Annotated in this window: 21 protein-coding genes and 1 pseudogene; 16 read left to right on the top strand and 6 right to left on the bottom strand. The window is 63.0% G+C overall.

All coding sequences use genetic code 11. The features are described from left to right. Window positions 1-6: 6 nt before the first annotated feature. From VGO04_RS14945 to VGO04_RS14935, 3 genes are read right to left on the bottom strand one after another with little or no spacing between them, the layout of a single operon-like run. Complete coding sequence (locus VGO04_RS14945; RefSeq protein ID WP_327496745.1) at window positions 7-1,191, bottom strand: acetate/propionate family kinase; 1,185 nt, start codon at window positions 1,189-1,191, stop codon at window positions 7-9. Between the two features lie 2 nt (window positions 1,192-1,193). Then, window positions 1,194-2,150, bottom strand: a complete 957-nt coding sequence (locus VGO04_RS14940) for a phosphate acetyltransferase (protein ID WP_327496744.1) — start codon at window positions 2,148-2,150, stop codon at window positions 1,194-1,196. 19 nt (window positions 2,151-2,169) lie between these two features. Beyond that, the gene (locus tag VGO04_RS14935; protein ID WP_327496743.1) at window positions 2,170-4,386 is read right to left on the bottom strand and encodes a DUF3141 domain-containing protein; all 2,217 of its coding nucleotides are present in this window, start codon (window positions 4,384-4,386) and stop codon (window positions 2,170-2,172) included. Window positions 4,387-4,762: 376 nt separating this feature from the next. On the opposite strand from VGO04_RS14935, the gene htpG reads away from it, so the two are divergent. Further along, the gene (gene htpG, locus VGO04_RS14930) at window positions 4,763-6,652 is read left to right on the top strand and encodes a molecular chaperone HtpG (RefSeq protein ID WP_327496742.1); all 1,890 of its coding nucleotides are present in this window, start codon (window positions 4,763-4,765) and stop codon (window positions 6,650-6,652) included. Window positions 6,653-6,757: 105 nt separating this feature from the next. Here htpG and VGO04_RS14925 read toward each other — a convergent pair whose 3' ends face one another. Further along, on the bottom strand, window positions 6,758-7,942 hold the full coding sequence (locus VGO04_RS14925) for a CaiB/BaiF CoA-transferase family protein (RefSeq protein WP_327496741.1): 1,185 nt from the start codon (window positions 7,940-7,942) through the stop codon (window positions 6,758-6,760). Window positions 7,943-7,953: 11 nt separating this feature from the next. Beyond that, window positions 7,954-9,141 carry an acyl-CoA dehydrogenase gene (locus VGO04_RS14920; RefSeq protein WP_327496740.1) on the bottom strand — a complete coding sequence of 396 codons (1,188 nt, stop codon included), beginning with the start codon at window positions 9,139-9,141 and terminating at the stop codon, window positions 7,954-7,956. A gap of 210 nt (window positions 9,142-9,351) precedes the next feature. Between VGO04_RS14920 and VGO04_RS14915 the strand changes: the two genes are divergently transcribed. The 3 genes from VGO04_RS14915 to VGO04_RS14905 all read left to right on the top strand — a co-directional run bounded on the left by VGO04_RS14915 (window position 9,352) and on the right by VGO04_RS14905 (window position 12,031). Next, the gene (locus VGO04_RS14915; RefSeq protein WP_327496739.1) at window positions 9,352-10,317 is read left to right on the top strand and encodes a LysR family transcriptional regulator; all 966 of its coding nucleotides are present in this window, start codon (window positions 9,352-9,354) and stop codon (window positions 10,315-10,317) included. Between the two features lie 79 nt (window positions 10,318-10,396). Continuing rightward, on the top strand, window positions 10,397-11,524 hold the full coding sequence (locus VGO04_RS14910) for an FAD-binding oxidoreductase (RefSeq protein ID WP_327496738.1): 1,128 nt from the start codon (window positions 10,397-10,399) through the stop codon (window positions 11,522-11,524). A 123-nt stretch (window positions 11,525-11,647) separates the two neighbouring features. Continuing rightward, window positions 11,648-12,031: a YciI family protein gene (locus VGO04_RS14905; RefSeq protein WP_327496737.1), complete on the top strand. Its 384-nt coding sequence runs from the start codon at window positions 11,648-11,650 to the stop codon at window positions 12,029-12,031. A 92-nt stretch (window positions 12,032-12,123) separates the two neighbouring features. Here VGO04_RS14905 and VGO04_RS14900 read toward each other — a convergent pair whose 3' ends face one another. Further along, a complete protein-coding gene (locus tag VGO04_RS14900) occupies window positions 12,124-12,612 on the bottom strand; it encodes a RidA family protein (protein ID WP_327496736.1) in 489 nt (162 codons plus the stop codon). Window positions 12,613-12,808: 196 nt separating this feature from the next. On the opposite strand from VGO04_RS14900, the gene VGO04_RS14895 reads away from it, so the two are divergent. The 12 genes and pseudogenes from VGO04_RS14895 to VGO04_RS14840 all read left to right on the top strand — a co-directional run. Next, complete coding sequence (locus VGO04_RS14895; RefSeq protein ID WP_327496751.1) at window positions 12,809-13,510, top strand: TetR/AcrR family transcriptional regulator; 702 nt, start codon at window positions 12,809-12,811, stop codon at window positions 13,508-13,510. Between the two features lie 267 nt (window positions 13,511-13,777). After that, a complete protein-coding gene (gene phnC, locus VGO04_RS14890; RefSeq protein WP_327496735.1) occupies window positions 13,778-14,620 on the top strand; it encodes a phosphonate ABC transporter ATP-binding protein in 843 nt (280 codons plus the stop codon). A gap of 86 nt (window positions 14,621-14,706) precedes the next feature. Continuing rightward, window positions 14,707-15,612, top strand: a complete 906-nt coding sequence (gene phnD / locus VGO04_RS14885) for a phosphonate ABC transporter substrate-binding protein (RefSeq protein WP_327496734.1) — start codon at window positions 14,707-14,709, stop codon at window positions 15,610-15,612. Window positions 15,613-15,718: 106 nt separating this feature from the next. Continuing rightward, entirely contained in the window at window positions 15,719-16,681 is a 963-nt protein-coding gene (gene phnE, locus VGO04_RS14880) for a phosphonate ABC transporter, permease protein PhnE (protein WP_327496733.1), read from the top strand. Window positions 16,682-16,690: 9 nt separating this feature from the next. Further along, complete coding sequence (phnE, locus tag VGO04_RS14875) at window positions 16,691-18,205, top strand: phosphonate ABC transporter, permease protein PhnE (protein WP_327496732.1); 1,515 nt, start codon at window positions 16,691-16,693, stop codon at window positions 18,203-18,205. A gap of 127 nt (window positions 18,206-18,332) precedes the next feature. Next, window positions 18,333-19,040 carry a DUF1045 domain-containing protein gene (locus VGO04_RS14870; protein ID WP_327496731.1) on the top strand — a complete coding sequence of 236 codons (708 nt, stop codon included), beginning with the start codon at window positions 18,333-18,335 and terminating at the stop codon, window positions 19,038-19,040. Between the two features lies 1 nt (window position 19,041). Continuing rightward, window positions 19,042-20,181 carry an alpha-D-ribose 1-methylphosphonate 5-triphosphate diphosphatase gene (locus tag VGO04_RS14865; protein ID WP_327496730.1) on the top strand — a complete coding sequence of 380 codons (1,140 nt, stop codon included), beginning with the start codon at window positions 19,042-19,044 and terminating at the stop codon, window positions 20,179-20,181. Next, window positions 20,178-20,765 carry a phosphonate metabolism protein/1,5-bisphosphokinase (PRPP-forming) PhnN gene (gene phnN / locus VGO04_RS14860; RefSeq protein WP_327496729.1) on the top strand — a complete coding sequence of 196 codons (588 nt, stop codon included), beginning with the start codon at window positions 20,178-20,180 and terminating at the stop codon, window positions 20,763-20,765. Before VGO04_RS14865 ends, phnN begins: the two co-directional genes overlap by 4 nt. A 296-nt stretch (window positions 20,766-21,061) precedes the next feature. Then, window positions 21,062-22,306, top strand: coding sequence for an imidazolonepropionase (gene hutI, locus VGO04_RS14855; RefSeq protein ID WP_327496728.1), 1,245 nt, complete (start codon window positions 21,062-21,064; stop codon window positions 22,304-22,306). Further along, window positions 22,303-23,838: a histidine ammonia-lyase gene (gene hutH, locus VGO04_RS14850; RefSeq protein ID WP_327496727.1), complete on the top strand. Its 1,536-nt coding sequence runs from the start codon at window positions 22,303-22,305 to the stop codon at window positions 23,836-23,838. Before hutI ends, hutH begins: the two co-directional genes overlap by 4 nt. 1 nt (window position 23,839) lies before the next feature. Further along, window positions 23,840-24,658 (top strand): N-formylglutamate deformylase, encoded by an 819-nt coding sequence (gene hutG / locus VGO04_RS14845; protein WP_327496726.1) that lies wholly within the window; start codon window positions 23,840-23,842, stop codon window positions 24,656-24,658. Window positions 24,659-24,660: 2 nt separating this feature from the next. After that, window positions 24,661-25,065 (top strand): annotated as a pseudogene (locus VGO04_RS14840) (urocanate hydratase); the annotation flags it as partial.

Here is a 25,065-nt window from a genome sequence, read left to right as displayed (position 1 = left end):
GTTGGGTCAGGCTGAACGGCTCTTGAGCAGTGCTAGCGTGTGCCGGGCGATCATCAGTTCTTCGTCGGTGGGCAGTACGTAGAGCGCGACGCGGCTTTTCGGGGTCGAAATCAGCATTTCGCCTATCTCGTTGGCGGCCGGGTCGAGTTCAGCCCCCAGCCAGGCGATGGTATCGGCGATCCGGGCGCGGATCGGCGCGGAATTCTCCCCGACACCGGCCGTAAAGACGAAGGCGTCGATGCCGCCGAGCGCGGCGGCGAGCATGCCTGCGTTGAGGCCGCAGCGATAGACGAAATGGTCGATGGCGAGCTTGGCATGCGGATCGTCACTGCCAAGAAGATCACGCATGTCGTTCGACACGCCGGAGAGCCCCTTGAGCCCCGCTTCATGGTAAAGCAGGTCGGAGACCGCCTGGGCGCTCATGCCCCGCTGCAGGATCAGGTAGAGCACGACGCCCGGATCGAGCTGCCCCGGTCGCGTCCCCATTGGCAGGCCGTCGAGTGCGGTGAACCCCATCGTCGTCTCGACGCTATGGCCGCCACGCAGAGCGCACATCGAGGCGCCGCTGCCGAGGTGAGCAACGACGAACCTCCCGCCCGCGATTTGCGGTGCGACGTCGCGCAGGCGTTGGGAGATATACTCATAGGACAGGCCATGGAAGCCGTAGCGCCGAACGCCCTCGTCATAGAAGCGGCGCGGCATGGCGTAACAGTTCACCTCTTCCGGATGGCCATGGTGGAAAGCGGTATCGAAACAGGCGACCTGCGGAACATCTGGGTTGATCGCCATCGCCTGGCGGATCGGTGCCAGATTGTAGGGCTGGTGCAGCGGCGCGAGGTCCTGGTAACTCGCGAGACGCTCAAGCACGGCCGCATCGATCAGCACGGGCTCGGCATAGTCCGGGCCGCCATGCACGACGCGGTGACCGACCGCGCGCAACGTGAAGCCTTCCAGCGTCAAAAGCCAATCCCGCGCCGCTGCGATTGCAGTCGGCAGATCGGAAACGACATCGGGTTCGAAATTGCGGTCAACCAGAACCGATCCGTCCGGGGCCTTCGCCTGCAGGCGCGGACGCGTGCCGATGCCGCCGATCTGGCCCTTGACCCGAAGCTCAAGGCCGGCGTCGAGGACGCCGAAAATCTGAAACTTCAGGCTCGATGATCCGGCATTGACGACGAGAAGCGCGTCCATGGTCACACCGCCGCAACTTCTGGCGCGCGCCGCTTGGCCGCATAGAGCGCGGCCACGGCGCAGGAGGCGAGACGAGTGCGCACGGAATCCGCCCGCGACGTCAACACGATCGGCACCCGTGCGCCGAGCACGATCCCTGCAGCGTCAGCGTGAGACAGGAAAGTGAGGTTCTTGGCGAGCATGTTGCCGGCTTCAAGGTCCGGTACCACGAGAATCTGGCCGCGACCGGCAACCGGGGAAACGATACCCTTGATACGCGCGGCCTCCGGGTCGATTGCATTGTCGAAGGCGAGCGGACCGTCAAGAAGTCCGCCGGTGATCTGCCCGCGTTCGGCCATCTTGCATAGCGCTGCCGCCTCGATCGTCGACGGGATCTTCGTCGTCACCGTCTCGACCGCCGAGAGAATTGCGACGCGCGGCTGACCGAGGCCGATCGTCACCCAGAGATCGATCGCGTTCTGCACGATGTCGCGCTTGGCTTCGAGATCGGGGAAGATGTTGATGGCGGCATCAGTGATGAACAGGGTTTCGGCGTGGCCGGGCACATCCATGATGAAGACGTGGCTGATCCTTCTGTCAGTCCTCAAGCCCGTGGCGGAGGCCGCGACCTCCTTCATGAGCTCGTCCGTATGCAGGCTCCCCTTCATCAAGAGTTCGCCTTTGCCCTCGCGGATCATCGCGACCGCCGTAGCGGCGGCCGCATGGCTGTGCGGAACATCGATGATCGCACGCGACCCCAGATCGAGCCGATGCTCCGCCGCGACGCTGCGTATCTTCGCTTCAGGACCAACCAGGACCGGCGCTATCAATCCGATCTCGGCCGCCTCCAAGGCACCGCGCAGCGATGTCTCGTCACATGGATGCGCCACGATCGTCACGGCCGGCGTCTCGTCGCGCGCTGCCGCGATCAAAAGATCGTATTTGGACAGGCCAGACGCCTGAACGTTTGCCTCGGACACGGTGAAACTCCTTGTGCGCTCAAGATGCCTTGCGGTTGCGAACAGCCTTCCCTGTCGTGATCGATACCGGGGGCTCGCTGTCGAGACGAAAGAGCGTCGCCACGCGCTGCAGTCTCTCGGACGCCAAGCCAGTCACCGACCCCGATGCGTCGAGTACTTCGCGAAGGGCTGCAAAGGCCGATCTCCGCTCCTCGACGTCCGACGGCAAGAGTTCAGGCAAGGCCGCGAGCGCCGCATCCTCGTTGATCAGCAACATGAAGTACTGCTCACGCAGGACTGCCTTGAACTCGGCGAGCTCCAATTGCCTTGCGTCCGAATGGGCCTGCCGAAGCCTGCGGACCGCCTCGAGGCCCCGCTCGTCGGCGCCGCCCCGCGCCATGCCGACGAAAATCAGGGCCCGCGCCAGGGCTTCGCAGGTGCTGCCCTGCGCCATCCTGCTTTTGAGGTCTGCGATCCGGGCGTCGACGAGTTCGCGATGCAGAAGGCTCTTTGCCGCCCGGCGCGGAGACTGGTCCGTAGTCGTATCGATCCCGAGCGCCGCCTGAAGGGTTGGGGCGCCGTAGATGGCGTGGAAGGTCTGCTCGCTGGCTTGTTCGGCCATGCGCCGCCAGGCGTCGAGGCCGTCCACCACCTGCTGCGACAACGTTTCCTGCCACGCAACGAACGGATTGTTCGAGGCCGCCGGTTCGCGATTTTGGCGCACCTGTTCTGCAAGAGCTGCCGTCCAGGCCATGAACGGGTTGTCCGGGCCGAACAGCGCGTATTGCAGGCGCAGCGGATGCATGCTCCGCATGGCTTCGGCGACAGGCGGCGTTACCGCCGCCTTGATCGCCGGCTGCAGGTAGGTCCGATAAAGCGACAGGTTGACTTCGGAGAGCTTTGCAGCCGTGGCAAAGCGCCTCTCGTCCTCGATGTCGTTGCCGCCAAGCGCGCGGATATCGTCCAGCGTTCGCGCTTCACAGCGCATCAGCCATTCACCGGAGAGAAGTTCCCGGCCCTCGAACACATCGGCTCCCGGTGTCAGCACGGCTTCGTAAAGGCCGGGCGGCAACACGTCGATCAGGTCGATGTTGGAAGCAAACTCCCCGTGTTCCTTCCTGGCGACGCCTGCCGAGACGAAGATGCCGAGATGCCCGACAGTTTCGTGCACGGTGTAAACGATGGTCTGGCCGTAGGCGCGAATCTCGTCGACGCTGTCGTAAAGGTCGAGGATCCAATCCAGCGCCTGCTGCGGTGGCGTGATGTTGTCGCCCTTCGAGCAGAAGACGACGATGGGCGATTTGATGTTGCGCAGATCGATCGCCGTTCCGTCGGAGGTTCGGATCTCGCCGGTGGCAAGCTTGTTGCCGATGAACAGCTCATCAACGATGAACTGCATTTCCTCGGCGTTCAATGTCACATGGCCGCCCCACCAGCGCTCGAAACCGAGATAGCGCGCCGCTTCGGTGTCGATCTTGGAATAGAGATTGTACTGCTTGCTCCAGAGGGTATTGGCCGGGTTCTGGTTCTCGAAATTCTGTACCAGCCAGGCACCGTCGAATATGCCAGCGCCGAGATCTCCGGTCAGCGCCGTCAGCCAGCTGCCGCCAAGCAGCCCGCCCGAATAGCGCATCGGGTTCTGCCCGTTTACGCCGGCCCAGTAGGAAAGCGGCGCACCGGCGATGATAACAGGACCGAAAAGTTCGGGCCTGAGCGCCGCGACGATCATCACGGCCCAGCCCGCCTGGCAGTTGCCGATCACGCAAGGTTTGCCATCCGCATCCGGATGGCGCGCGATCACCGTTTCGAGGAAACCGGCTTCCGCAAGGGCAATGTCTTCGATCGTCTGGCCGGGAACGGGGTCAGGAAGAAAGCCGATGAAATAGCAGGGATGGCCAGCCTTCATCGCCACGCCAATCTCGCTGTCGGCCTTGAACCCGCCGATGCCTGGACCATGGCCAGCACGCGGATCGACGACCACGAAAGGGCGTTTCGAGGCGTCGATCGAGACACCTTCCGGCGGAACGATGCTGACCAGGGCGTAGTTCACCGGTCGCGCAAGCGTGCGTCCGTCTGTAACCAGCCGGGCCTCGAATTCCAGGACATTCGGAGCGGTCTGCGTTCGATGCTCCTCATACTGCGCGCCGCGCTGCCGCATGACGTCGAGAAAGAGAACAGATCTTTGCCAGGCGTCGAGCGAATACGCATAGGCGTCCGCAAATGTCGGTAGCGTCGGGATGGCGGATTGCTTGGGCATGACGTCCACTCCTCGGTGCATCTTGAGGCCGGCCTATTCCCTAGGGGCTATAGGGCAGTACAGGTGGTCATGTGTTGACTTACGTCAAATCAGGCATGCAGGTCAGGCATGCAGCGGCGCCATGAGATGAACCCTGCATTGCAGAGCTGAGGACCCTCGCGGTCGTCGAAAGAGCATAGCAACACTCTGTTGCTGAGATTTGTCATTGTTGCGGAGCGTCAAACGACGCCCGGCGGCCGGCCATTTCCCACATGGAGTTTTTCGGTCTTCTTCGCACTGCAGCATCGTACAGAAACACGCACTCCGCAAGACAACCCTTGAAATTCTGGACGCAGCTTGCCAATTGGGGCGGAAACCCAAAGGAGCTGCCAAGGCAATGAGCGATACCGAAATGTCCGTAGAGAAACATGTCTTCGAAGCCGATGTGGCACGACTGCTCCACCTGATGGTGCACTCGGTCTATTCCGACAAGAACGTCTTCCTGCGCGAGCTCATTTCGAACGCTGCGGATGCCTGCGAGAAGCTGCGTTACGAGGCGATCGTCTCGCCCGAACTCCTCGCCGGCGACCCGACCCCGCGCATCACGCTAACGCTGGATGAGGAAAACAATCGGCTCGTCGTCGAGGACAACGGCATCGGCATGGGCCGCGACGAACTGGTCGAAGCGCTCGGCACGATCGCCCGCTCCGGCACGCGCGCGTTCATGGAGCGGATCGAAGCAGCGCAGGGCAAGGAAGGTGCGCAACTGATCGGCCAGTTCGGCGTCGGCTTCTATTCCGCCTTCATGGTCGCCGACAAGGTCGATGTCGTTTCCCGTCGCGCCGGCTCGGAGCATGCCTTTCTGTGGTCGTCCGACGGCAAGGGCAGCTACACGGTATCGGCTGCCGATCTCGCAGACGCGCCGGCGCGCGGCACGCGCATCACGCTGCACCTGATGGACGACGCCAAGACCTATACGTCGCGCTGGACGGTCGAACGCATTGTCAAGGATCAGTCCGGCCATGTGCCCGTACCGATCTGCATTCTGGAAAAGCCCGGTGCGGACCCGGTGCAGGTCGGCGACGGCACGGCGCTCTGGACCAAGCAGAAGAGCGAGATCAGCAAGGAAGACTATGCGGACTTCTACCGCGGGGTCGCCGGTCAGTACGACGACCCGGCCCTGACGGTACATTTCCGCGCCGAAGGCCGGCATGAATATACCGCCCTTGCCTTCGTTCCCGGCTCGAAGCCATTCGATTTGTTCGACCCGGACCGCAAGGGCCGCATGAAGCTCTACGTCAAACGCGTCTTCATCACCGACGAGGCGGAATTGCTGCCGCGCTACCTGCGTTTCGTGCGCGGCCTCGTCGATACCTCCGACCTGCCGCTGAACGTGTCGCGCGAGATGATCCAGGAAAGCCCGCTGCTCGCCAGCATCCGCAAGGGCGTGACCAATCGTGTGCTGACGGCGGTTGAAAAGCTTGCTGAAAACGAACCGGAAAACTTCGCCAAGGTGTGGGAGAACTTCGGCAGCGTGCTGAAGGAAGGCATCTACGAGGATTACGAGCGTCGCGAACAGCTGATCAAGCTCTCGCGCTTCCGCACCACCACGTCAGATGAAAGCCAGCGCAGCCTTGCCGACTACGTCAAGGAGATGAAGGACGGCCAGTCGGCAATCTACTATCTGACCGGCGACAATCTCGCCCAGCTCAAGGCATCGCCACAGCTCGAAGGTTTCCGCGCACGTGGCATCGAAGTGCTGCTCCTGACCGATCCGGTTGACAGCTTCTGGGTCACGTCGGCTCCTGATTTCGACGGCAAGCCGTGGAAATCGATCACGCAGGGTGCTGCCGATCTCGGCAACATCGCCAAGCCGGAGGGCAGCAAGGAAGAGGCACCGAAGGCAAGCCAACTGGTCATTGACTTCGTCGCCTTCGCCAAGGAAACGCTGGGCACAAGCGTATCCGACGTCCGCACTTCCGAGCGCCTGACGGAAAGCGCCGTTTGCCTGGTGGCACCGGAGCACGGACCGGACCGCCAGCTCGAAAAGATGCTTCAGGGCGCCGGTCGCCTCGATGAGGCCCCCAAGCCGATCCTTGAAATCAACCCGAACCACGCGCTGATCACCGCGATCTCCGCCTGCCCAGCCGGCGACACGGCGTTCCGGTCGGACGCGGTTCAGCTTCTGCTCGACCAGGCACGTGTGCTGGATGGCGACAAGCCGCAGGATCCGCGCGGCTTCGCCGAACGGTTGTCGCGCGTCTTCGACCGCGCACTCAAGGCCTGATACTGGGCCGAACGAAAAAACCCCGGAAATCTCAGCGATTTCCGGGGTTTTTCTCTGTTTTCTTCAGCTGCATCTTAGAAAGAGGCTTCCCCGCTTGACGCTGGGTTAGCTTACCTTCGGGCGCTGCATGCCAATCTCGGCCAAGACCTCGGCGGTGTGCTCCCCGAGCCGCGGCACGCCGCGATCCAGCGCGAGTTCAGCGTCCGAGAAGCGGATCGGTGTTCGCACACCGGGGGATGTGCCGGTGGCAGCGCCCGAATGCGGCGTGTCCACCCGCATCTGCCGATGCGCTATCTGCGGATCGGCAAAAACGTCGGCAACGCTATTGATCGGCCCGCCTGGAACGCCGGCATCTTCGAGCAGCTTCAGCAGCGTATCACGCTCGATCTTGACCGTCTCGGCGGCCAGCGCCGGTGTCAGCGTCTCCCGGTTCTGTACCCGCAAGGCATTGGTCAGGTACCGCTCGTCGGTCGAGAGGTCCGAACGTCCAAGCAACATGCAGAACTTCGCGAACTGCCGGTCGTTGCCGACTGCGACGATCAGATGACCGTCAGACGTCGGGAACACCTGGTAGGGCGCAATGTTCGGATGGGCATTTCCGAGCCGGCGCGGCGCCTTGCCGGAGACCAGGAAATTGAGCGCCTGGTTGGCGAGAACGCCCGTCATGCAATCGAGCAGCGCCATGTCGATCTGCTGTCCCTTGCCGGTACGCTCGCGCTGGGCAAGTGCTGCCTGGACGGCGATGACGCCATAGAGCCCGGTGAAGATGTCGGCGAAAGCGACGCCGATCTTTTGCGGCTCACGATCGGGCTCACCGGTCAGGTCCATGATGCCGCTCATGCCCTGGACGATATAGTCGTAGCCGGCACGGTGAGCGTAAGGCCCATCCTGACCGAAGCCGGTGACAGAGCAATAGATCAGCCGCGGGTTGATCTTCTTCAGGCTCTCGTAATCGAGCCCATATTTGGTGAGCCCGCCGACCTTGAAATTTTCAAGCAGCACGTCCGATTGCGCCGCAAGCCGTCGCACGGCCTCCTGCCCCTCCTCGGTGGTGAAGTCGAGCACCACGGAACGCTTGCCGCGATTGCAGGCATGAAAATAGGCAGCGTCGAGTTTCTCGCCGTCTTCGCCGGCAACGAAGGGCGGCCCCCAGGTCCGGGTGTCGTCGCCGGCGGGGCTTTCGACCTTGATGACGTCGGCACCGAGATCGGCCAGCGTCTGGCCGATCCAGGGGCCCGCGAGAATGCGGGCCAGTTCCAGGACACGAATGCCCTTCAGCGGCGCTTCCATGATAGCTCCGCTCAGAAGAAGGCCTGAAGGCCGGTCTGGGCGCGACCGAGGATCAGCGCGTGAACGTCATGCGTGCCTTCGTAGGTGTTGACCGTCTCGAGGTTCACCATGTGGCGCATGACCTGGTATTCCTCGGAGATGCCGTTGCCCCCGTGCATGTCGCGGGCCATGCGGGCGATGTCGAGCGCCTTGCCGCAGTTGTTGCGCTTGACGAGCGAGATCATCTCAGGGGCCATGCGGTCATCGTCCATCAAGCGGCCGACGCGCAGCGAGCCCTGCAGGCCGAGGGTGATCTCCGTCTGCATGTCAGCCAGTTTCTTCTGGAAGAGCTGCGTCTGGGCCAGCGGCCGGTTGAACTGCTTGCGGTCGAGGCCGTATTGGCGCGCCGCATGCCAGCAGAATTCGGCGGCGCCGAGCGCGCCCCAGGAGATGCCGTAGCGGGCGCGGTTGAGGCAGCCGAACGGACCCTTGAGGCCTTCGACGTTCGGCAGCAGCGCGTCTTCGCCGACCTCGACATTGTCCATGACGATCTCGCCGGTGATCGAGGCACGCAGCGACAGCTTGCCGGCAATCTTCGGAGCGGAAAGGCCCTTCATGGCCTTCTCGAGCACGAAGCCGCGGATGGCGCCGCCATGGGCTTCCGACTTCGCCCAGACGACGAAGACATCGGCGAGCGGCGCGTTGGAGATCCACATCTTCGAGCCGACAAGCCGATAGCCGCCCTCGGTCTTGATCGCGCGGGTCTTCATGCCGGCCGGGTCAGAGCCGGCATCCGGCTCGGTCAGGCCGAAGCAGCCGATCCATTCGCCGCTGATCAGCTTCGGCAGGTACTTCTGCTTCTGTTCTTCCGAGCCGTACGCATAGATCGGGTAGATCACCAGCGACGACTGCACGCTCATCATCGAACGGTAGCCCGAATCGACGCGTTCGACTTCGCGGGCGACGAGGCCATAGGCGACATAGGAGGCGCCGACGCCGCCATAGGTTTCGGAGACGGTTACGCCGAGCAGGCCAAGCTCGCCCATTTCGCGAAAGATCGCGGGATCGGTCGATTCCTCGCGATAGGCGTCGATGACGCGCGGCTGCAGCCGGTCTTGCGCATAGGCCCGCGCGGTGTCGCGGATCATGCGTTCGTCCTCGGTCAACTGATCGTCGAGGAGGAACGGATCATCCCATTGAAATTGCGTCTTGCCGGCCATGTCTCTCTCCCATCGGATTTTTCCGTTCACGTTATCGCAAGGGGTGCAGGCCGTTTCAAACGAAATTGAGGCACCGCCTCATGCGCTGAGGGAATGGACCAGGGTTTTCACGGCGGCGCTGCCTGTTGCAAAACCGCTGAAATATGACGACAAGTTCAGAAGCTATCCCCGGTGCAATCGGGACAGGCCGAAGGAGACACAAGCAGCCCCATGGCCAACGACCGCCTCGAACGCTTCGCCCACAATCTCGACTGGAACCTGTTGCGCACCTTCGTCGTGCTCGTCGAGGAAGGCAGCATCACTGCTGCGGCGAACCGGTTGCTGTTGCAGCAACCGGCCGTCAGCATGGCGCTGAAAAGACTGGAACAGACAGTAGGCCAGAAGCTTATCGACCGGCGTCCCGGGCGCTTCAACCTGACGGACGCCGGAACGCGTCTCCATGCCCAATGTCGCGACATCTTCGCCGCTGTCATCCGGTTGCCGAACGTGCTCGAAACCGCCGGCGAGGAAGTGACCGGCCACCTCAACATCCATTCGGTGAGCCACGCCCACAATCCCGCCTGGGATCGGAAGCTCGAAAGCTTCTTCCGCCAGCATCCGAAGGTGACCCTGTCGGTGACGGTCGCCACGACAGTCGACGTGCTGAGCGCCGTCGAGCGCAACATCGCGACGATCGGCCTTTGCGATGGCAACATTCCCGATTGGCTCAACAAGCGCTTTCATGTGCGCGAGCGCTATGCCCTCTATTGCGGTCGCGATCATCCACTGTTCGGTGTCGAAGGCGTCGACTTCAATGATCTCAGGGGCAATCCCTACATTGCCTTCATCGCCGACGTGCTCGGCGGGCAACACATGAATTCGGTGACCGCCGTGCGCGCGGTCGGGTCGTTTGGCCAGCAGGTCCGTGCCGTCTCCTGCAATGTCGAGGAAGTCATGCGGCTGATCGCTTCCAATGTCGGCATCGGCATGCTGCCAGATCACCTTGCAGAAGCCGGTGTGGCCGAGGGCCGTCTCTGGCAACTGCCGCCTTACAGCGATCTGCCGACGACGGACGTCTTCCGGATTTCCAACCCGAACGCGATCCTCAATCCGGCTGAAGCAACATTCCTCGCCCATGTCGCCGACACGGAGCCATTGGATCATTGCCTCGACCCGCCTCGACATCACCAGAATTGATAGCGACCTTTCCGGTTATAAATTTGAACGGCGCTTCCGGCTTGCCTATGGTCCCGCCAACAGCAAGCGGGGATCAGACATGCGCGACTACGACGTGGCAATCATTGGTGGTGGCATAGCGGGTCTGTCGCTCGCCTATTTCCTGGCGCCACATCGTTCCGTCGTCGTCATCGAACGGGAGGAAGGGCTCGGCTATCACAGCACCGGGCGGTCCGCGGCAGAATTCGTGCTGCGCTACAACGCCCCGGAAGTCTGCGCGCTGGCCGCGATCTCCAAGAGCTTCTTCGACAATCCGCCCGAGGGCTTTTCCGAGGTTGCCCTGCTCAAGCAGCGCGGCGGCGTCATGATCGCCAATGCCGAGAAGATTGCACGGTTCGAGGAGGTTTTCGCCGAGGAGAGCCGTTTCAATCCCAGCCTGCAGCGGCTGACTGTCGACGAGGCGATCGAACGCGTGCCGATCCTGCGACGCGACTATGTCGCCGCCGCTTTCTACGATCCGCAATTCTGGGACATCGAGGTCGAGAACCTGCTGCAGGGCTACGTCCGCGGCGCGCGCCGCCACGGTGCGGAGATCATCGAGCGCAGTGACGTGCTTGCCCCGCAACGAAGGGATGGTCGGTGGGTACTTGCGACGAGTAGCGGCGAGGTCAGCGCGAAAACGATCGTCAATGCGGCCGGCGGCTGGGCCGATCCGGTCGCCGAACTCTTCGGCGTCACCCCGGTCGGCATCGTGCCGCACCGCCGCACCGCGATCACCGTCGATCTCACCGACGATATCGACGCGTTGACCCTGCCGGAAATCAACGAGATCGACGAAGACTTCTATATGAAGCCCGAGGGCGGACGGCTGCTTTCCTCGCCCGCCGACGCAACGCCATGCGAACCGGCCGACGTCCAGCCCGAGGAAATCGACGTTGCCTGGGCCGCCCACTACGTCGAAGAGGCAACGACCGTACCGGTGCGTCGCATCTTCAAGAGCTGGGCCGGCATGCGCAGCTTTGCGCCCGACAGGCTGCCGGTCATCGGTTTTGCCCGCGAGCGGCCGGACTTCTTCTGGCTTGCCGGCCAAGGCGGCTACGGCATCCTCACGTCGCCAGCACTCGGCGCACTCGCTGCCAACCTTCTGGTCGGCGCAGCGCCACCGGATGGCTTCGAAGCGGTCGGCCTCAATCCCCTAAAGTTCGCCCCGGCGCGTCTGGAAGCCTAGTCAGCTTACAGCGCCCGCTGTGGCCAGACGGCCAAAATTGGTTGCACCCGTGGTACCGGAGGCACGCGACCCGATTGAAGCGATCGACGAAACCTGACAGGAATACGCCCGGGAGGACGGTTCATGTATTATGCAATCCTGGCTTATCATACCGCAGGCGTGGTCGAGTCCTGGAGTGAAGAGGAGGATGCGGCCCTGATGACCGAGCTTCTCCAGGTCCATGACCGGTTCGTCCGAGAGAAGGCCTTTGGCCCTGCCGCACGCCTTGGCCCCACCGAGGGCGCCGTAACGCTGAGGGGCAAGGGTGAAGGCATCGTCACCGACGGGCCGTTCGCCGAAACCAAGGAGCAGTTGCTCGGCCTTTACGTCGTGGACTTTCCGTCGATGGAAGCGGCGATCGCAGCCGCGCGCGAACTCCGTCGCAGCAACCCGACGGCCATCTACGAGATCCGGCCGATTGCACTCTATGTTCCCGGGGCCCAATTGGAGCCTGGGGCTGAGAGCTAGAAAACCGCGGCGCCAACGCGCCACGGGTTCGCTGCATACCGCGACAGACCGGCAAGACCGGCCTGAAAGACCGTGCCGGCATTATAGCTTCGTCAGTCGATGACCGCGACAGCCTCAACCTCGAACAGCATACCGTCGACCGCGAGCTTCGGCACCGGGATCAATGTCTGCGCCGGCAACGCGTTGCCGAACATGTCCTTGACGCTGGAGGTCAGGACCCCAAGCTTTGACATGTCGTGATCGACGACGAAGACCGTGAGCTTGGCGACCTGATCCCGCCTTGCGCCGAGTGCGTCCAGAGCGGCGCCAAGATTGGCATAGGCCTGCTTCACCTGGACAGCGAAGTCGGGCGACAGGGCTCCGGTGCTGTCCTGCCCGCCCTGCCCGGAAATGTAGGCCAGCCGGGCGTCGCTGGGCACGATCACGGCCGTGCTATAGCCATTCGGCGTCGGATCGTAGAGGTTCTGCGGGTTGACGATGGTCAGCTTGAGATCGTTCTCGGCTGCTGTCGCCTGAGCGGGCGTTCCCGTGATCATGACAATTATCCCTCCGATAAGCACATGATTGATTGTGCGTGACATCATTTTTCTCTCAGCTCCGGGGCAGCGAGCGGCGTACGCACGCGGCCCGCAGGCTTCAGCTTCAGGCATTGCCGAAACAATTGACTCGTACGGCGTACGATTTGATGACATCGTACGCCGTACGAGTCAATCGCCCGGAGTCGACATCCCCCGCATTGTCGAGGTAAATCGACGTTCTGGTCAGCAAGGAAGACGGATGGCGGCGAAACGCAGCAGCACAGAGACCAGGAAGCCGCGAAGGACGGTTTCCTCGCCCCAGTCCGCACAGCAGCGGAACGGTGAACAGCCTCTCTCCCTTCAGCGCATCGTCGCGACCGCAGTCGACCTGCTGGACGCAGAAGGCGTCGACGGATTGACGATGCGGCGGCTGGCCGACCGTCTCGGCGCAGGCGCAATGAGCCTCTATTGGCACGTCGAGAACAAGGAGAAGGTCTTTGATCTGGCGCTCGATGCGGCGCTCCAACATCGCGCGCCACCGCAAGCGGCTTTAGCTCTGGACTGGCGCGAGGACGTGGTTCGTCAGCTCGAAGACTGGCGCGTCTGCATGCTGCGCCATCCCTGGTCGGCATCGCTGTTGCCGCGCCGTGCCCTCGGCCCGAACATCCTCGGCCGTCTGGAGCTGCTGAGCGCGACGTTGTCGCGCGCCGGTGTCGCGGATGCTGACTTGAACGTCGCGATATGGTCGCTCTGGAACTACGTGATCGGCGCAACCGTCACGCGGGCGAATTTCGACCGCTCGGACGACGACCAGGCTGCTGCGCAGAAGCGCGTGACAGGCCTCAACGAACGCTACCCGACAATCGAACGCTCCCGACTGCTGCTCGACAGCGATTGGGACGGCACATTTCGCAAAGGCCTCGACTTTCTGATCGGTGGCCTCGCCACAGAAGGAAAGTGAGGAGCGCCGTGCGCTCTATCTGACGGACCGGGCATGGACTCGCCCTTGGGTCAGATCGAACAGGGCGGCCGCCCGAAGCGATAAAGCCCGGCGCCTGCCCCCGCAGGGAGTATTCGCGTGCGGCTCCGTTCACATTTGGTTAACCCAGTCGGTCCGGCTGTGAACTGTAACAGAACTTACAACAAACTGACATTTCGCTTTCATGAAGCGCCGATATGGCAGGTGTCATACCGATGACCGGTCTCCCCGAAAGAGGACCTGCTAGAAATGTTTCAGTTGAAGAACGTAACCCGCCAGTTCGGCAAGAAGACAGCCGTGAGTTCGGTTACCTTCGACATCCCCCAGGGGCAGATGGTCGGCGTGATCGGCCGATCCGGCGCCGGAAAGTCGACGCTCCTGCGCATGATCAACCGCCTCGTCGACCTGTCGTCGGGCTCGATCGTTTACGACGGCGCTGAAGTGTCGTCGCTGCGCGGTGCTTCCCTGCGCAACTGGCAGCGCGACTGCGCCATGATCTTTCAGCAGTTCAACCTTGTGCCGCGCCTCGACGTGCTCACCAACGTGCTGCTCGGCCGCCTCAACCACCGTTCGACGGTGCTCAGCATCCTCAACATGTTTACCCGCGAAGAGCGGATCATGGCGATCGGTGCGCTTGAGCGCCTTGGCATTGAACAGACCGCCCTTCAGCCCGCAGGCACGCTTTCGGGCGGCCAGCAGCAGCGCGTCGCAATCGCCCGCGCGCTGATGCAGCAGCCAAAGGTGCTTCTTGCCGACGAGCCGATCGCCTCGCTCGATCCGCTCAACGCCAAGATCGTCATGGACGCCCTGCGCGACATCAACGAACGCGACGGCATTACCGTCATCACCAACCTTCATACGCTCGATACTGCGCGCAACTACTGCGAACGCATCATCGGCATGGCGCATGGTCGCGTCGTCTTCGACGGCCAGCCCAGGGATCTGACGGCGGCAGCCGTCGCCGAGATCTACGGCGCCGAAACGGGCATCGAGGAATCGATGACCTCCACCAGCATCAACATTCCAGCGGCCGTACCGCTGGAAGAAACGGCATCGGCCGGCCTCAAGCCGCTGGCACTGGCCGGCATCTGACGCCCGCCACGATCGAAAGCCCGCGTCAAGGGCACCTCTTTGCAACCGAATTGGATCCGGCCGAGCCGGACACACGGGAGAACCTTATGCTGAAGAAAGCTCTTCTGGGCGCCGTCGCGCTCCTCGCCCTCGTCGGCCACGCCCAGGCTGAAGACCTCAAGGAATTCCGCGTCGGCATCATCGGCGGCGAAAACGAAGCCGACCGCCTGCGCAACTTCCAGTGCCTCGTCGACAAGCTTCCGGCCGCCATCGGCGTCGAAAAGGTCTCGCTGTTCCCGGCCGCCGACTATGACGGCGTTATCCAGGGCCTGCTCGGCGGCACGCTCGACTACGCCGAACTCGGCGCTTCCGGCTACGCCAAGATCTACCTCGCCAAGGCTGACGCCGTCGAGCCGATCCTGACGACGGTCCAGACCGACGGCTCGACCGGCTACCACTCGATCATGGTGGCCCGCAAGGACAGCGGCATCACCAAGCTTGAAGACCTGAAGGGCAAGAAGCTCGGCTTCGCCGACCCGGATTCCACCTCGGGCTACCTCGTCCCGCTCGTCACCCTGCCGGAAGCGATTGGCGCCCCGGTCAAGGAATTCTTCGGTGAGACCGGCTTCGGCGGCGGTCACGAAAACCTCGTTCTCGAAGTCGTCAAGGGCACGTTCGATGCCGGCACGACCTTCGGTTCGGGCGTTGGCGAATTCAAGGACGGCTACACCTCGGGCAACCTGAAGAAGATGGTCGACAAGGGCATCCTCGACATGAACGACCTGGTCGAACTCTGGAAGTCGCCGCTGATCCCGAACGGCCCGATCGTGGTCCGCTCGACGATGAACGACGACATGAAGGCGAAGTTCAAGCAGTTCATGCTCGACCTGCCGAAGACCGATGCCGCCTGCTTCTCCGCCATCCAGGGCGGTGACTTTACCGGCTTCACCGAAGTCAACTCCGACTTCTACAAGCCGATCATCGACGCCCGCAAGGCAACCATCGGCGGCTGATAATCCGCATCATCCGGGAACGCTGGCCGCTCAAACGGCCAGCGTTTCATCGTTTGAGCAAGTGCATTTCATACTTTCCCAGAGGCCGGCTTCAGCCGGAACTTTCATGGCAACCTCCATGCTCCCGCGGCACCTGAGCGATAACGGCACGCTCGTCGAGCGCCATTGGCAGGAACTCAACTCCCGCCGCCGGCTCTATTCCTGGCTCGGCTTCGGCGTCCTGTTGCTGGCGCTCTCCGGCTCGCTCTGGTTCGCCAACGATTCCAATGCCGGAAAGTTCTTCGATCGGCTGCCGCATTTCTTCGATTTCGTCGGCGATCTTGCGCCGCGCGACGGCATGGAAATCTTCCGCGCCATGTTCGACCTGCCTTCGCCCTATGACGACGGCAGCTTCAAGTACAACTACCCCGAAGGTCGGCTGTACCTGACCGACAGCTTCTACATCCCCGAATACGTGCACAAGATGCTGGAGACCGTGAACATCGCGATCTTCTCCACGGTCATCGGCACGGCGCTGGGCTTCGTCTTGTGTTTCCTCGCAGCACGCAACCTGATGCCCAATCCCTGGATCCGCGGCCTCGTTCGCCGCGTCATGGAAATCCTGCGCGCGTTTCCCGAGGTTGTCATCGCCGGCTTCTTCCTGGCGATCCTGTCACTCGGCCCCATCCCGGCGATCGCGGCCGTGTCGATCCACACCATCGGCGCCCTCGGCAAGCTCTTCTATGAAGTCGTCGAAAACGCCGACATGAAGCCGGACGAAGGCCTGAAGGCTGCCGGCGGCAACTGGATCGAGCGCGTCTGGTTCGGCATGGTGCCGCAGGTGCTTCCCAATTTCGCCAGCTACTTCCTCCTGCGCCTCGAGATCAATGTGCGCGCCTCGACCATCATCGGCGCCGTCGGCGGCGGCGGCATTGGTGAGCTCCTGCGCCTGTCGATCGGCCAGGGGCATCAGGCCAAGACGCTGGCCATCGTCATCCTGCTTTTCGCGACCATTTTTGCGGTCGACCAGTTTTCCGCCTGGCTTCGCCGTCGCCTCGTTGGCGAGCAGGCCTTCCAGCTTGCCCAGTAGGTGCGCACCATGACCACGACCACACGATTCAACGCGATGGAGATGGACGCGATCGCGGCCCGCCACCCGCAGCTGCTACAATCTTCCACCTCCAGGCGCGTGCGTGCCGCAGCGATCACGGGCGGTGTTGTTGCCTATCTCGTTTTCAGCTGGTGGTTCTTTTCGATCGGGCAGGTTCTGGGCAACGCCAATTGGGGCATCGCCGGCACCTATCTTGCCGACTGGGTTTCCTACGAGGTGCGCCCGGAAATCCATGTCGTCCCCGACCGGACGATGAGCCTTGCCTACCAGCGCAACTCGCCGCTCGGCCGCAACCCCAATCCGGACTGGGTGGAACTCGACAAGAAGACCGTGACGCGCCAGGTCGAGATTCCCGCCTCCACACAGACCGCCAAGCCGAAGGCGAGTTCGTCCTTCAGCTTCATGACCCCCGGTTCCGCCCTTGGCGGCAGCGCGGCGCCCGAAGCGCAGAACCGCATCGAAACGCGGACCGAAGACGTGCTGACTCGGGTCGTTATAACCTACGACCGAGGAACGAAAATCGAGATCGCCGACGGCCTGGTCAAGGCCGTTCATCGCGGCGAAACGCTCGTCATGGCCGTCGACGGCAGCGAGACCGTTAGGCCGCAGGGCAAGCTCCCCGCCTGGGCAACCCAGAAGCGGCCCGGCGAGAAAATCACTCTCGCCTTCGGCGCGACCGGCTGGGCCGAAGTCGAAGGTGACGAGATCTCCATCCGCAATCGCTTCTTCGGCTGGGCGAACTTCCTTTTCGACACCAACTCGCCTTTCTTCGGCAAGAGCTATGGCGACATCGCTTCGCTCATCGCCTCCGGCGAGCGCATCGACCCCGCCCGCTCGAACCTGTCGCTGGCCTGGAACAACATCCTCTACAACGCCGAATGGCAGCATCTGGACGTCTGGACCAAGCTCCTGCAGACGGTCGTGATGGCTTTCGTCGGAACGCTCTTTGCGTCGTTGATCGCCTTCCCGCTCTGCTTCCTTGCGGCCCGGAACATCACCCCGAGCTTCATGACCAACCAGATCGTCAAGCGCTTCTTCGATTTCTTGCGGTCGGTGGATATGTTCATCTGGGCGCTGTTTTTCACCCGCGCCTTCGGCCCCGGACCACTCGCCGGCATTTCGGCGATCTTCTTCACTGACACCGGCACGCTCGGGAAACTTTATTCCGAAGCGCTGGAGAACATCGACGACAAGCAGCGCGAAGGCGTCAAGTCGGTGGGTGCGGCGCCGCTTGCCGTCCAGCGCTTCGGAGTGCTGCCGCAGGTGCTGCCGGTCTTTGCCAGCCAGGCGCTCTATTTCTGGGAATCGAACACCCGCTCGGCGACGATCATCGGCGCTGTCGGCGCGGGCGGTATCGGCCTGAAGCTCTGGGAAGCGATGCGGACCAACTCCGATTGGGAAAATGTCGCCTACATGGTGCTTCTAATCTTGCTGGTTGTCTTTATTTTCGACAGCATCTCGAACGCGTGCCGTTCACGGCTGATCGGTCGCAAGGCCCATTGACGACAAGCATGCTTTTGCGCGTCTGCCATCATGATGTTGTCACGGAAATCGGCTAGCTGCGCATCGCATCCCGCAAACAATCGACCCGCCGCCTCGGCGGGCCGGTCGCTACAGGAAAGTGAAGACCGTGCGTTATGCAATCTATTTCGCGCCACCGGCGGACGACCGGCTGTCGCAGGTCGCGTCCCGTTGGCTCGGCCGTGATGCCTTTACCGGCAAACACCTCGATCCGGCACCGGTCGAGGGGATCGACAAGGAGCGGCTGCACGCACTGACGGCCGATCCGCGCCGCTACGGCTTCCACGGCACGCTGAAGGCTCCGTTCGAACTGGCCGAAGGTCGCAGCGAGGACGAGCTTCTCGGCATCTTCGAATGCTTCGCGGCCGACCTCGAACCGTTCGTCATCCCGGAGATCGTTCTCCACCAGCTGGGTCCGTTCTTCGCGCTCGTGCCCGCCGCCCCTTCAGATGACCTGCAGGATCTCGCCGAAGACGCGGTTCACCGCTTCGATCCCTTCCGCGCGCCGCTATCCGACGCGGATTTTGCCCGTCGCAAGCCCGAAACGCTTCCGGATCGCCAACGGCGGTACCTGAAGGAATGGGGCTATCCCTATGTATTCGAGGAATTTCAGTTCCATCTGACTTTGACAGGCCCTGTGCCTGCCGAGGACGCAGGCGCCATGCGCTCCGCGCTCGAAACCACCTTCGCCGAGCATATCGGCAAGCCGCTTCACGTAACGTCAGTCGCGCTCTTCGTCGAACCCGAGCGCGGTGCCCCATTTACTGTCCGCTCCCTGCTGCCGCTCGGCAGCGACACCCAACGAAAGATTGCATGAGATGAGCAAAGAACAGGTTTTGACCAACGCCCGCATCGTTCTCGAGGATAGCATCCTCGACGGCACGGTGCTGATCCGCGACGGCAAGATTGCAGACATTTCAGAAGGAACGGTCGCCACCGGTGAAGACTTTGAAGGCGACTACCTGATCCCCGGCCTCATCGAACTGCACACCGATCACCTCGAAGCCCACTATTCGCCGCGCCCCGGTGTGCGCTGGCTGAAGATCGCGGCGATCCAGGCGCATGACGCCCAGGTCGTGACGTCAGGGATCACGACCGTCTTTGATTGCCTGCGTCTCGGTTCTGACGAAGACGGCGGCTTTCAGAAGGGTGAGATGCGCAGCATGGCCGATGCGCTTGCGCAAGCCAAGGAAGAAGGGCGCCTTCGCGCCGACCACCTGATCCACCTGCGCTGCGAGGTCTCCACCTCCGACGTGCTCGACCACTACGAGGACTTCCGGGACGACCCGCAGGTCAAGCTCGTCTCGCTAATGGACCACGCGCCGGGCCAGCGTCAGTTCCAGACGATGGACCAGTACACGCTTTACTACAAATCCAAGCGCGGCCTGTCGGATGCCGAATTCGAGCGTTTCGTTGCACGCCAGCAGGCGCTTTCGGCCAAATATGCCGGCCCGCACCGCACCGCGCTCGCTGAGGCCTGTGCCGCCCGCGGCATCACCATTGCCAGCCACGACGACGCGACGATCGCCCATGTCGACGAATCCATCGGCTTCGGCATCAAGCTTGCCGAATTCCCGACGAGCTTCGAAGCGGCAGAAGCCTCGCACCGTGCGGGCCTGAGCGTGCTCATGGGCGCGCCGAACATCGTGCGCGGCAAGTCGCACTCCGGCAACATCGCTGCACGCGATCTCGCTGAGCGTGGCGTGCTCGACGTGCTGTCGTCGGATTATGTGCCCTTCAGCCTGATCCACGCGCCGTTCGTGCTCTCCGACGAACTGGAAGCCATTGACCTGCCGAAGGCGATTTCGATGGTGACCTCGACGCCGGCCCGCACCGTCGGCCTTGACGACCGCGGTCGCGTCGCCGTCGGCCTGCGCGCTGATATCGCCCGCGTCCACCGCAGAGAAGGCATCCCGGTTGTGCGCTCCGTCTGGCGCGAAGGACGGCGTGTCGCATGAGCGCGAGCGAACAGGGTGCAGGTGCACTGGTCGTCGTCGTCGGCCCGAGCGGCGCCGGCAAGGACAGCGTCATGGGGTTTGCCGCCCGGCATTTTGCCGACTGTCACGACGTACATTTCGTCCGGCGCGTCATCACCCGTCCCTCGGATGCCGGCAGCGAAGTGCATGAAAGCGTCTCGGAAGACGAATTCGTCGGCATGCAGAAGGACGGCGCCTTCGCCGTCTTCTGGGACGCGCATGGGCTGAAGTACGGCATCCCTTCCGTGGTGCTCGATAATGTCCGCAGTGGCATGACTGCGATCGTCAACGGCAGCCGCGGCGCCTTGCCGGCATTCCGCGAAGCCTTCGGGGATATCGCCGTTGTCGTCGTCACCGCCGAGGCACCGGTGCTGGCAAAGCGCCTTGCCGAGCGCGGCCGCGAGAGCGAGGAGCAGGTGCTACGGCGGCTGAGCCGGCAGGCCCCAGACGTTACGTCCGGGCCGGGCGTCAGTATCATCGACAACAGCGGCAGGCTCGATATCGCCGGCAATCGTTTCGTCGAGGTGGTCGAACGGCTGCGCATGAAGGCGGATCACGCGGCTTAGCGTGATCCATTTTCGCCGCGGCAGGCCTTTGGCTCGCAAGCGAGCCTCGCGATTGAATCGCCAGGAGACATAAATAGCGGCCCCGGACCTTCGGTTCGGGGCCTTTCTTTTTGCGCGCCCTCAAGACGGCGGACGTGCAAAAAATGGCCCGAAATCAGTTTTCTAGAATGATCTGTTCAAATGTCTCATCGCTTTCCGGTGCGCCCAACGCCCTTTCTTTTTCCGCCCGTCTCCCAATTTTCCTCTTGTAGAGCGACTTATTATGTATATACATTATATCCAGTGGAGGCGACCCGATGAACGAACTCTCGACCAGCAACAAGGCATCCGGCATTTGGCGCAATGTGCGCCTCGTGACCGTCAGCGAAAACGCTGAAGGGCTCGGCCTCGTTGAAGACGCGGCCGTTGCGGTCGTCGACGGTCGTATCGCTTATGCGGGACCGGAAGCGGATCTCCCCGCCGAGTTCTCCCGCAGCCTTGAGGCGACCGATTGCCAGGGGCGCGTCATGACGCCGTCGCTCATCGACTGCCACACCCATCTCGTGCACGGCGGCAACCGTGCCCGCGAGTTCCAGATGCGGCTTGAAGGCGCAACTTACGAAGAGATCGCGCGCGCCGGCGGCGGCATCGTTTCCTCGGTCAAGGCGACCAATGCGCTGACCGTTGATCAGCTCGTCGAAAGCGCGCTGCCGCGACTCGACACGCTTCTTTCCGAAGGTGTCTCGACCGTCGAAATCAAGTCGGGCTACGGCCTGAACATTACGGCCGAGCTCAACATGCTGCGCGCCGCACGCAAGCTCGAGACACTCCGCCCGCTCCGCGTCGTAACCAGCTACCTCGCCGCGCATGCGACACCCGCCGACTACAAGGGCCGAAACGGCGACTATGTCACCGATGTCGTGCTGCCCGGCCTCGACGCCGCACATGCCGAAGGGTTGGTCGATGCAGTCGACGGTTTCTGCGAAGGCATCGCCTTTTCGACCGCCGAGATCGCCCGTGTCTTCGACCGCGCCAAGGCACTCGGCCTGCCGGTAAAGCTCCATGCCGAACAGCTGTCCAACCTCGGCGGCACAAAGCTCGCTGCCTCCTATGGCGCGCTCTCGGCCGATCATCTCGAATATCTCGACGCCGAAGGCGCCGCTGCACTTGCCAAATCTGGCACCGTCGCCGTGCTTTTGCCCGGCGCCTTCTATGCCCTGCGTGAAGAGCGCCTGCCGCCGGTTCAGGCGCTGCGCGACGCCGGCGCACGGATCGCGATCGCCACGGATTGCAATCCCGGCACCTCGCCGCTGACCTCGCTGCTGCTCACCATGAACATGTCGGCGACGTTCTTCCGGCTGACGGTTGCCGAGTGCCTGGCCGGCGCCACGCGCGAAGCTGCGCGCGCGCTCGGTCTTCTCAGGGAAACAGGAACAATCGAGGTCGGCAAGTCGGCCGATCTGGCGATCTGGAACATCGAGGATCCGGCCGAGCTCGTCTATCGCATCGGCTTCAATCCGCTTCATGAACGCATCTTCAAAGGGCAAAGGACCGGTCAATGACCATCATTCTTCACCCGGGCTCCGTGCCCCTTCGCGACCTTGAAACCATCTACTGGACCGGTGAGCCCGCCCGTCTCGACCCGTCCTTCGACGCCGGCATCAACAAGGCAGCGGCCCGCATCGCCGAGATCGTCGCCGGCAACGCCCCGGTCTACGGCATCAATACCGGCTTCGGCAAACTCGCCTCGATCAAGATCGACAGCGCCGACGTCGCAACGCTGCAGCGCAACCTGATCCTGTCGCATTGCTGCGGCGTCGGGGAGCCGCTTGCCGAAAACATCGTGCGCCTCATCCTGTCGCTGAAGCTCGTCTCGCTCGGCCGCGGCGCCTCCGGCGTCCGTCTTGAACTGGTGCGGCTGATTGAGGCCATGCTTGAGAAGGGCGTCATCCCCGTGATCCCCGAAAAGGGATCAGTCGGCGCGTCCGGCGACCTTGCCCCACTCGCCCATATGGCAGCCGTCATGATGGGCCATGGCGAGGCCTTCTACCGAGGCGAACGTCTGTCGGGCGCAAAGGCGCTTGCCGCCGCCGGCCTGACCCCGGTCGTGCTCGCCGCCAAGGAAGGCCTGGCACTGATCAACGGCACCCAGACCTCGACAGCACTTGCGCTGGCCGGTCTCTTCCGCGCCCACCGCGCCGCACAGGCAGCGCTGATCACCGGCGCCATGTCGACGGACGCCGCCATGGGCTCGTCCGCTCCGTTCCATCCCGATATCCACACGTTGCGCGGCCACCGCGGTCAGATCGATACCGCCGCCGCTCTGCGCGCCCTGCTTGCCGGCTCCGCCATCCGCGAGAGCCACATCGAAGGCGACGAGCGCGTACAGGATCCCTATTGCATCCGTTGCCAGCCGCAGGTCGATGGCGCCTGCCTCGACATCTTGCGTTCGGTCGCCCGCACGCTTGAGATCGAAGCCAACGCCGTTACCGACAACCCGCTGGTGCTCTCGGACAATTCCGTCGTCTCCGGCGGCAATTTCCACGCCGAGCCGGTGGCCTTTGCCGCCGACCAGATCGCACTTGCCGTCTGCGAGATCGGCGCGATCTCGCAGCGCCGCATCGCGCTGCTGGTCGACCCCGCCCTCTCCTACGGCCTGCCGGCCTTCCTCGCCAAGAAGCCTGGCCTCAACTCCGGCCTGATGATTGCCGAGGTCACGTCCGCAGCACTGATGTCGGAGAACAAGCAGCTCTCGCACCCGGCCTCGGTCGACTCGACGCCGACCTCGGCCAACCAGGAAGACCATGTTTCCATGGCCTGCCACGGCGCCCGCCGTCTGCTGCTGATGACCGAAAACCTGTTCTCGATTGTCGGCATCGAGGCGTTGACCGCTGTTCAGGGCGTCGAGTTCCGTGCGCCACTGGCAACCAGCCCCGAGCTTCAGAAAGCGGCGGCCGCTCTTCGCGCGGTCTCGCCGACGATCGAGGAAGACCGCTATATGGCCGATGACCTGAAGGCAGCCGGCGATCTCATCGCCTCGGGCCGCCTGAATGCGGCGGTTTCCGCAGGCGTCCTGCCCAGCCTGGAGGCCTGAAATGGCGGTCTACGAGGTCAAGAGAGGCAATTCGCCGGTCATTCTCGGCTTTCCGCACACCGGCACCGAGGTGCCGGCTGCGATCTGGGACCGGTTGAACGACAACGGCCGCATCCTCGCCGATACCGACTGGCACATCCACGAGCTCTATGATGGCCTCCTGAAGGACGTGACCGTCGTTCGCGCCACCTTCCATCGCTACGTGATCGACGCCAACCGCGATCCGGCCGGCGTCAGTCTCTATCCCGGCCAGAATACAACCGGCCTGGTTCCGGAAACGGATTTCGACGGCAAGTCGATCTGGAAAGACGGCCAGGAACCTGATGAAGCTGATATCGCCGAGCGTCTTCAGGCGTTCCACGCGCCCTATCACGCAGCGCTTGCCGCGGAGATCGAGCGGGTCAAGACGATCCACGGTGTCGCGGTGCTCTATGACTGCCACTCGATCCGCTCGCATATTCCCTTCCTGTTCGAAGGAAAGCTGCCGGACTTCAACATTGGCACGGATATGGGCAAGACCTGCGCGGCTGAAATCGAGAGGGCTGCCGCCGATATTACTGCTGCAGCAAAAGGTTACACCAGCATTCTCAACGGCCGCTTCAAGGGTGGCTGGACGACCCGCCACTACGGCCGCCCGGAAACCGGCGTGCACGCGATCCAGATGGAGCTCGCACAGTCGACCCATCTTGCCGCCGAAGAGCCGCCCTTCGCGCTCGACGCTGCCCGCACCGCACTGCTGCGCGAGCCGCTGAAAGCCATTCTGAACCGCATCGAAACAACGGCATTTGACCTCAAGACACAGACAGGGAGCGAGGCATGACTATCAACAATCCGCGCCACAACATTCGCGACGTGCGCGCCCCCCAGGGCACAACGCTCAACGCCAAGAGCTGGCTGACCGAAGCGCCGCTGCGCATGCTGATGAACAACCTCGATCCGGATGTCGCCGAGCGGCCCAGCGAGCTCGTCGTGTATGGCGGCATCGGCCGCGCCGCACGCGATTGGGAGAGCTTCGACCGCATCGTCTCCGCGCTGAAGCAGCTGGAAGCGGATCAGACATTGCTGGTGCAATCCGGCAAGCCGGTCGGCGTGTTTCGCACGCATGTGGATGCGCCGCGCGTGCTGATCGCGAACTCCAACCTCGTGCCGCATTGGGGCACGTGGGATCATTTCCATGAGCTCGATCGCAAGGGGCTGATGATGTACGGCCAGATGACGGCCGGCTCA

The sequence above is a fragment of the Ensifer sp. genome (assembly GCF_035999185.1).
Classification (GTDB): Bacteria; Pseudomonadota; Alphaproteobacteria; order Rhizobiales; family Rhizobiaceae; genus Ensifer.
Note: the sequence above shows the minus strand (reverse complement) of the source record. Positions and strands in the feature narration are given on the sequence as shown.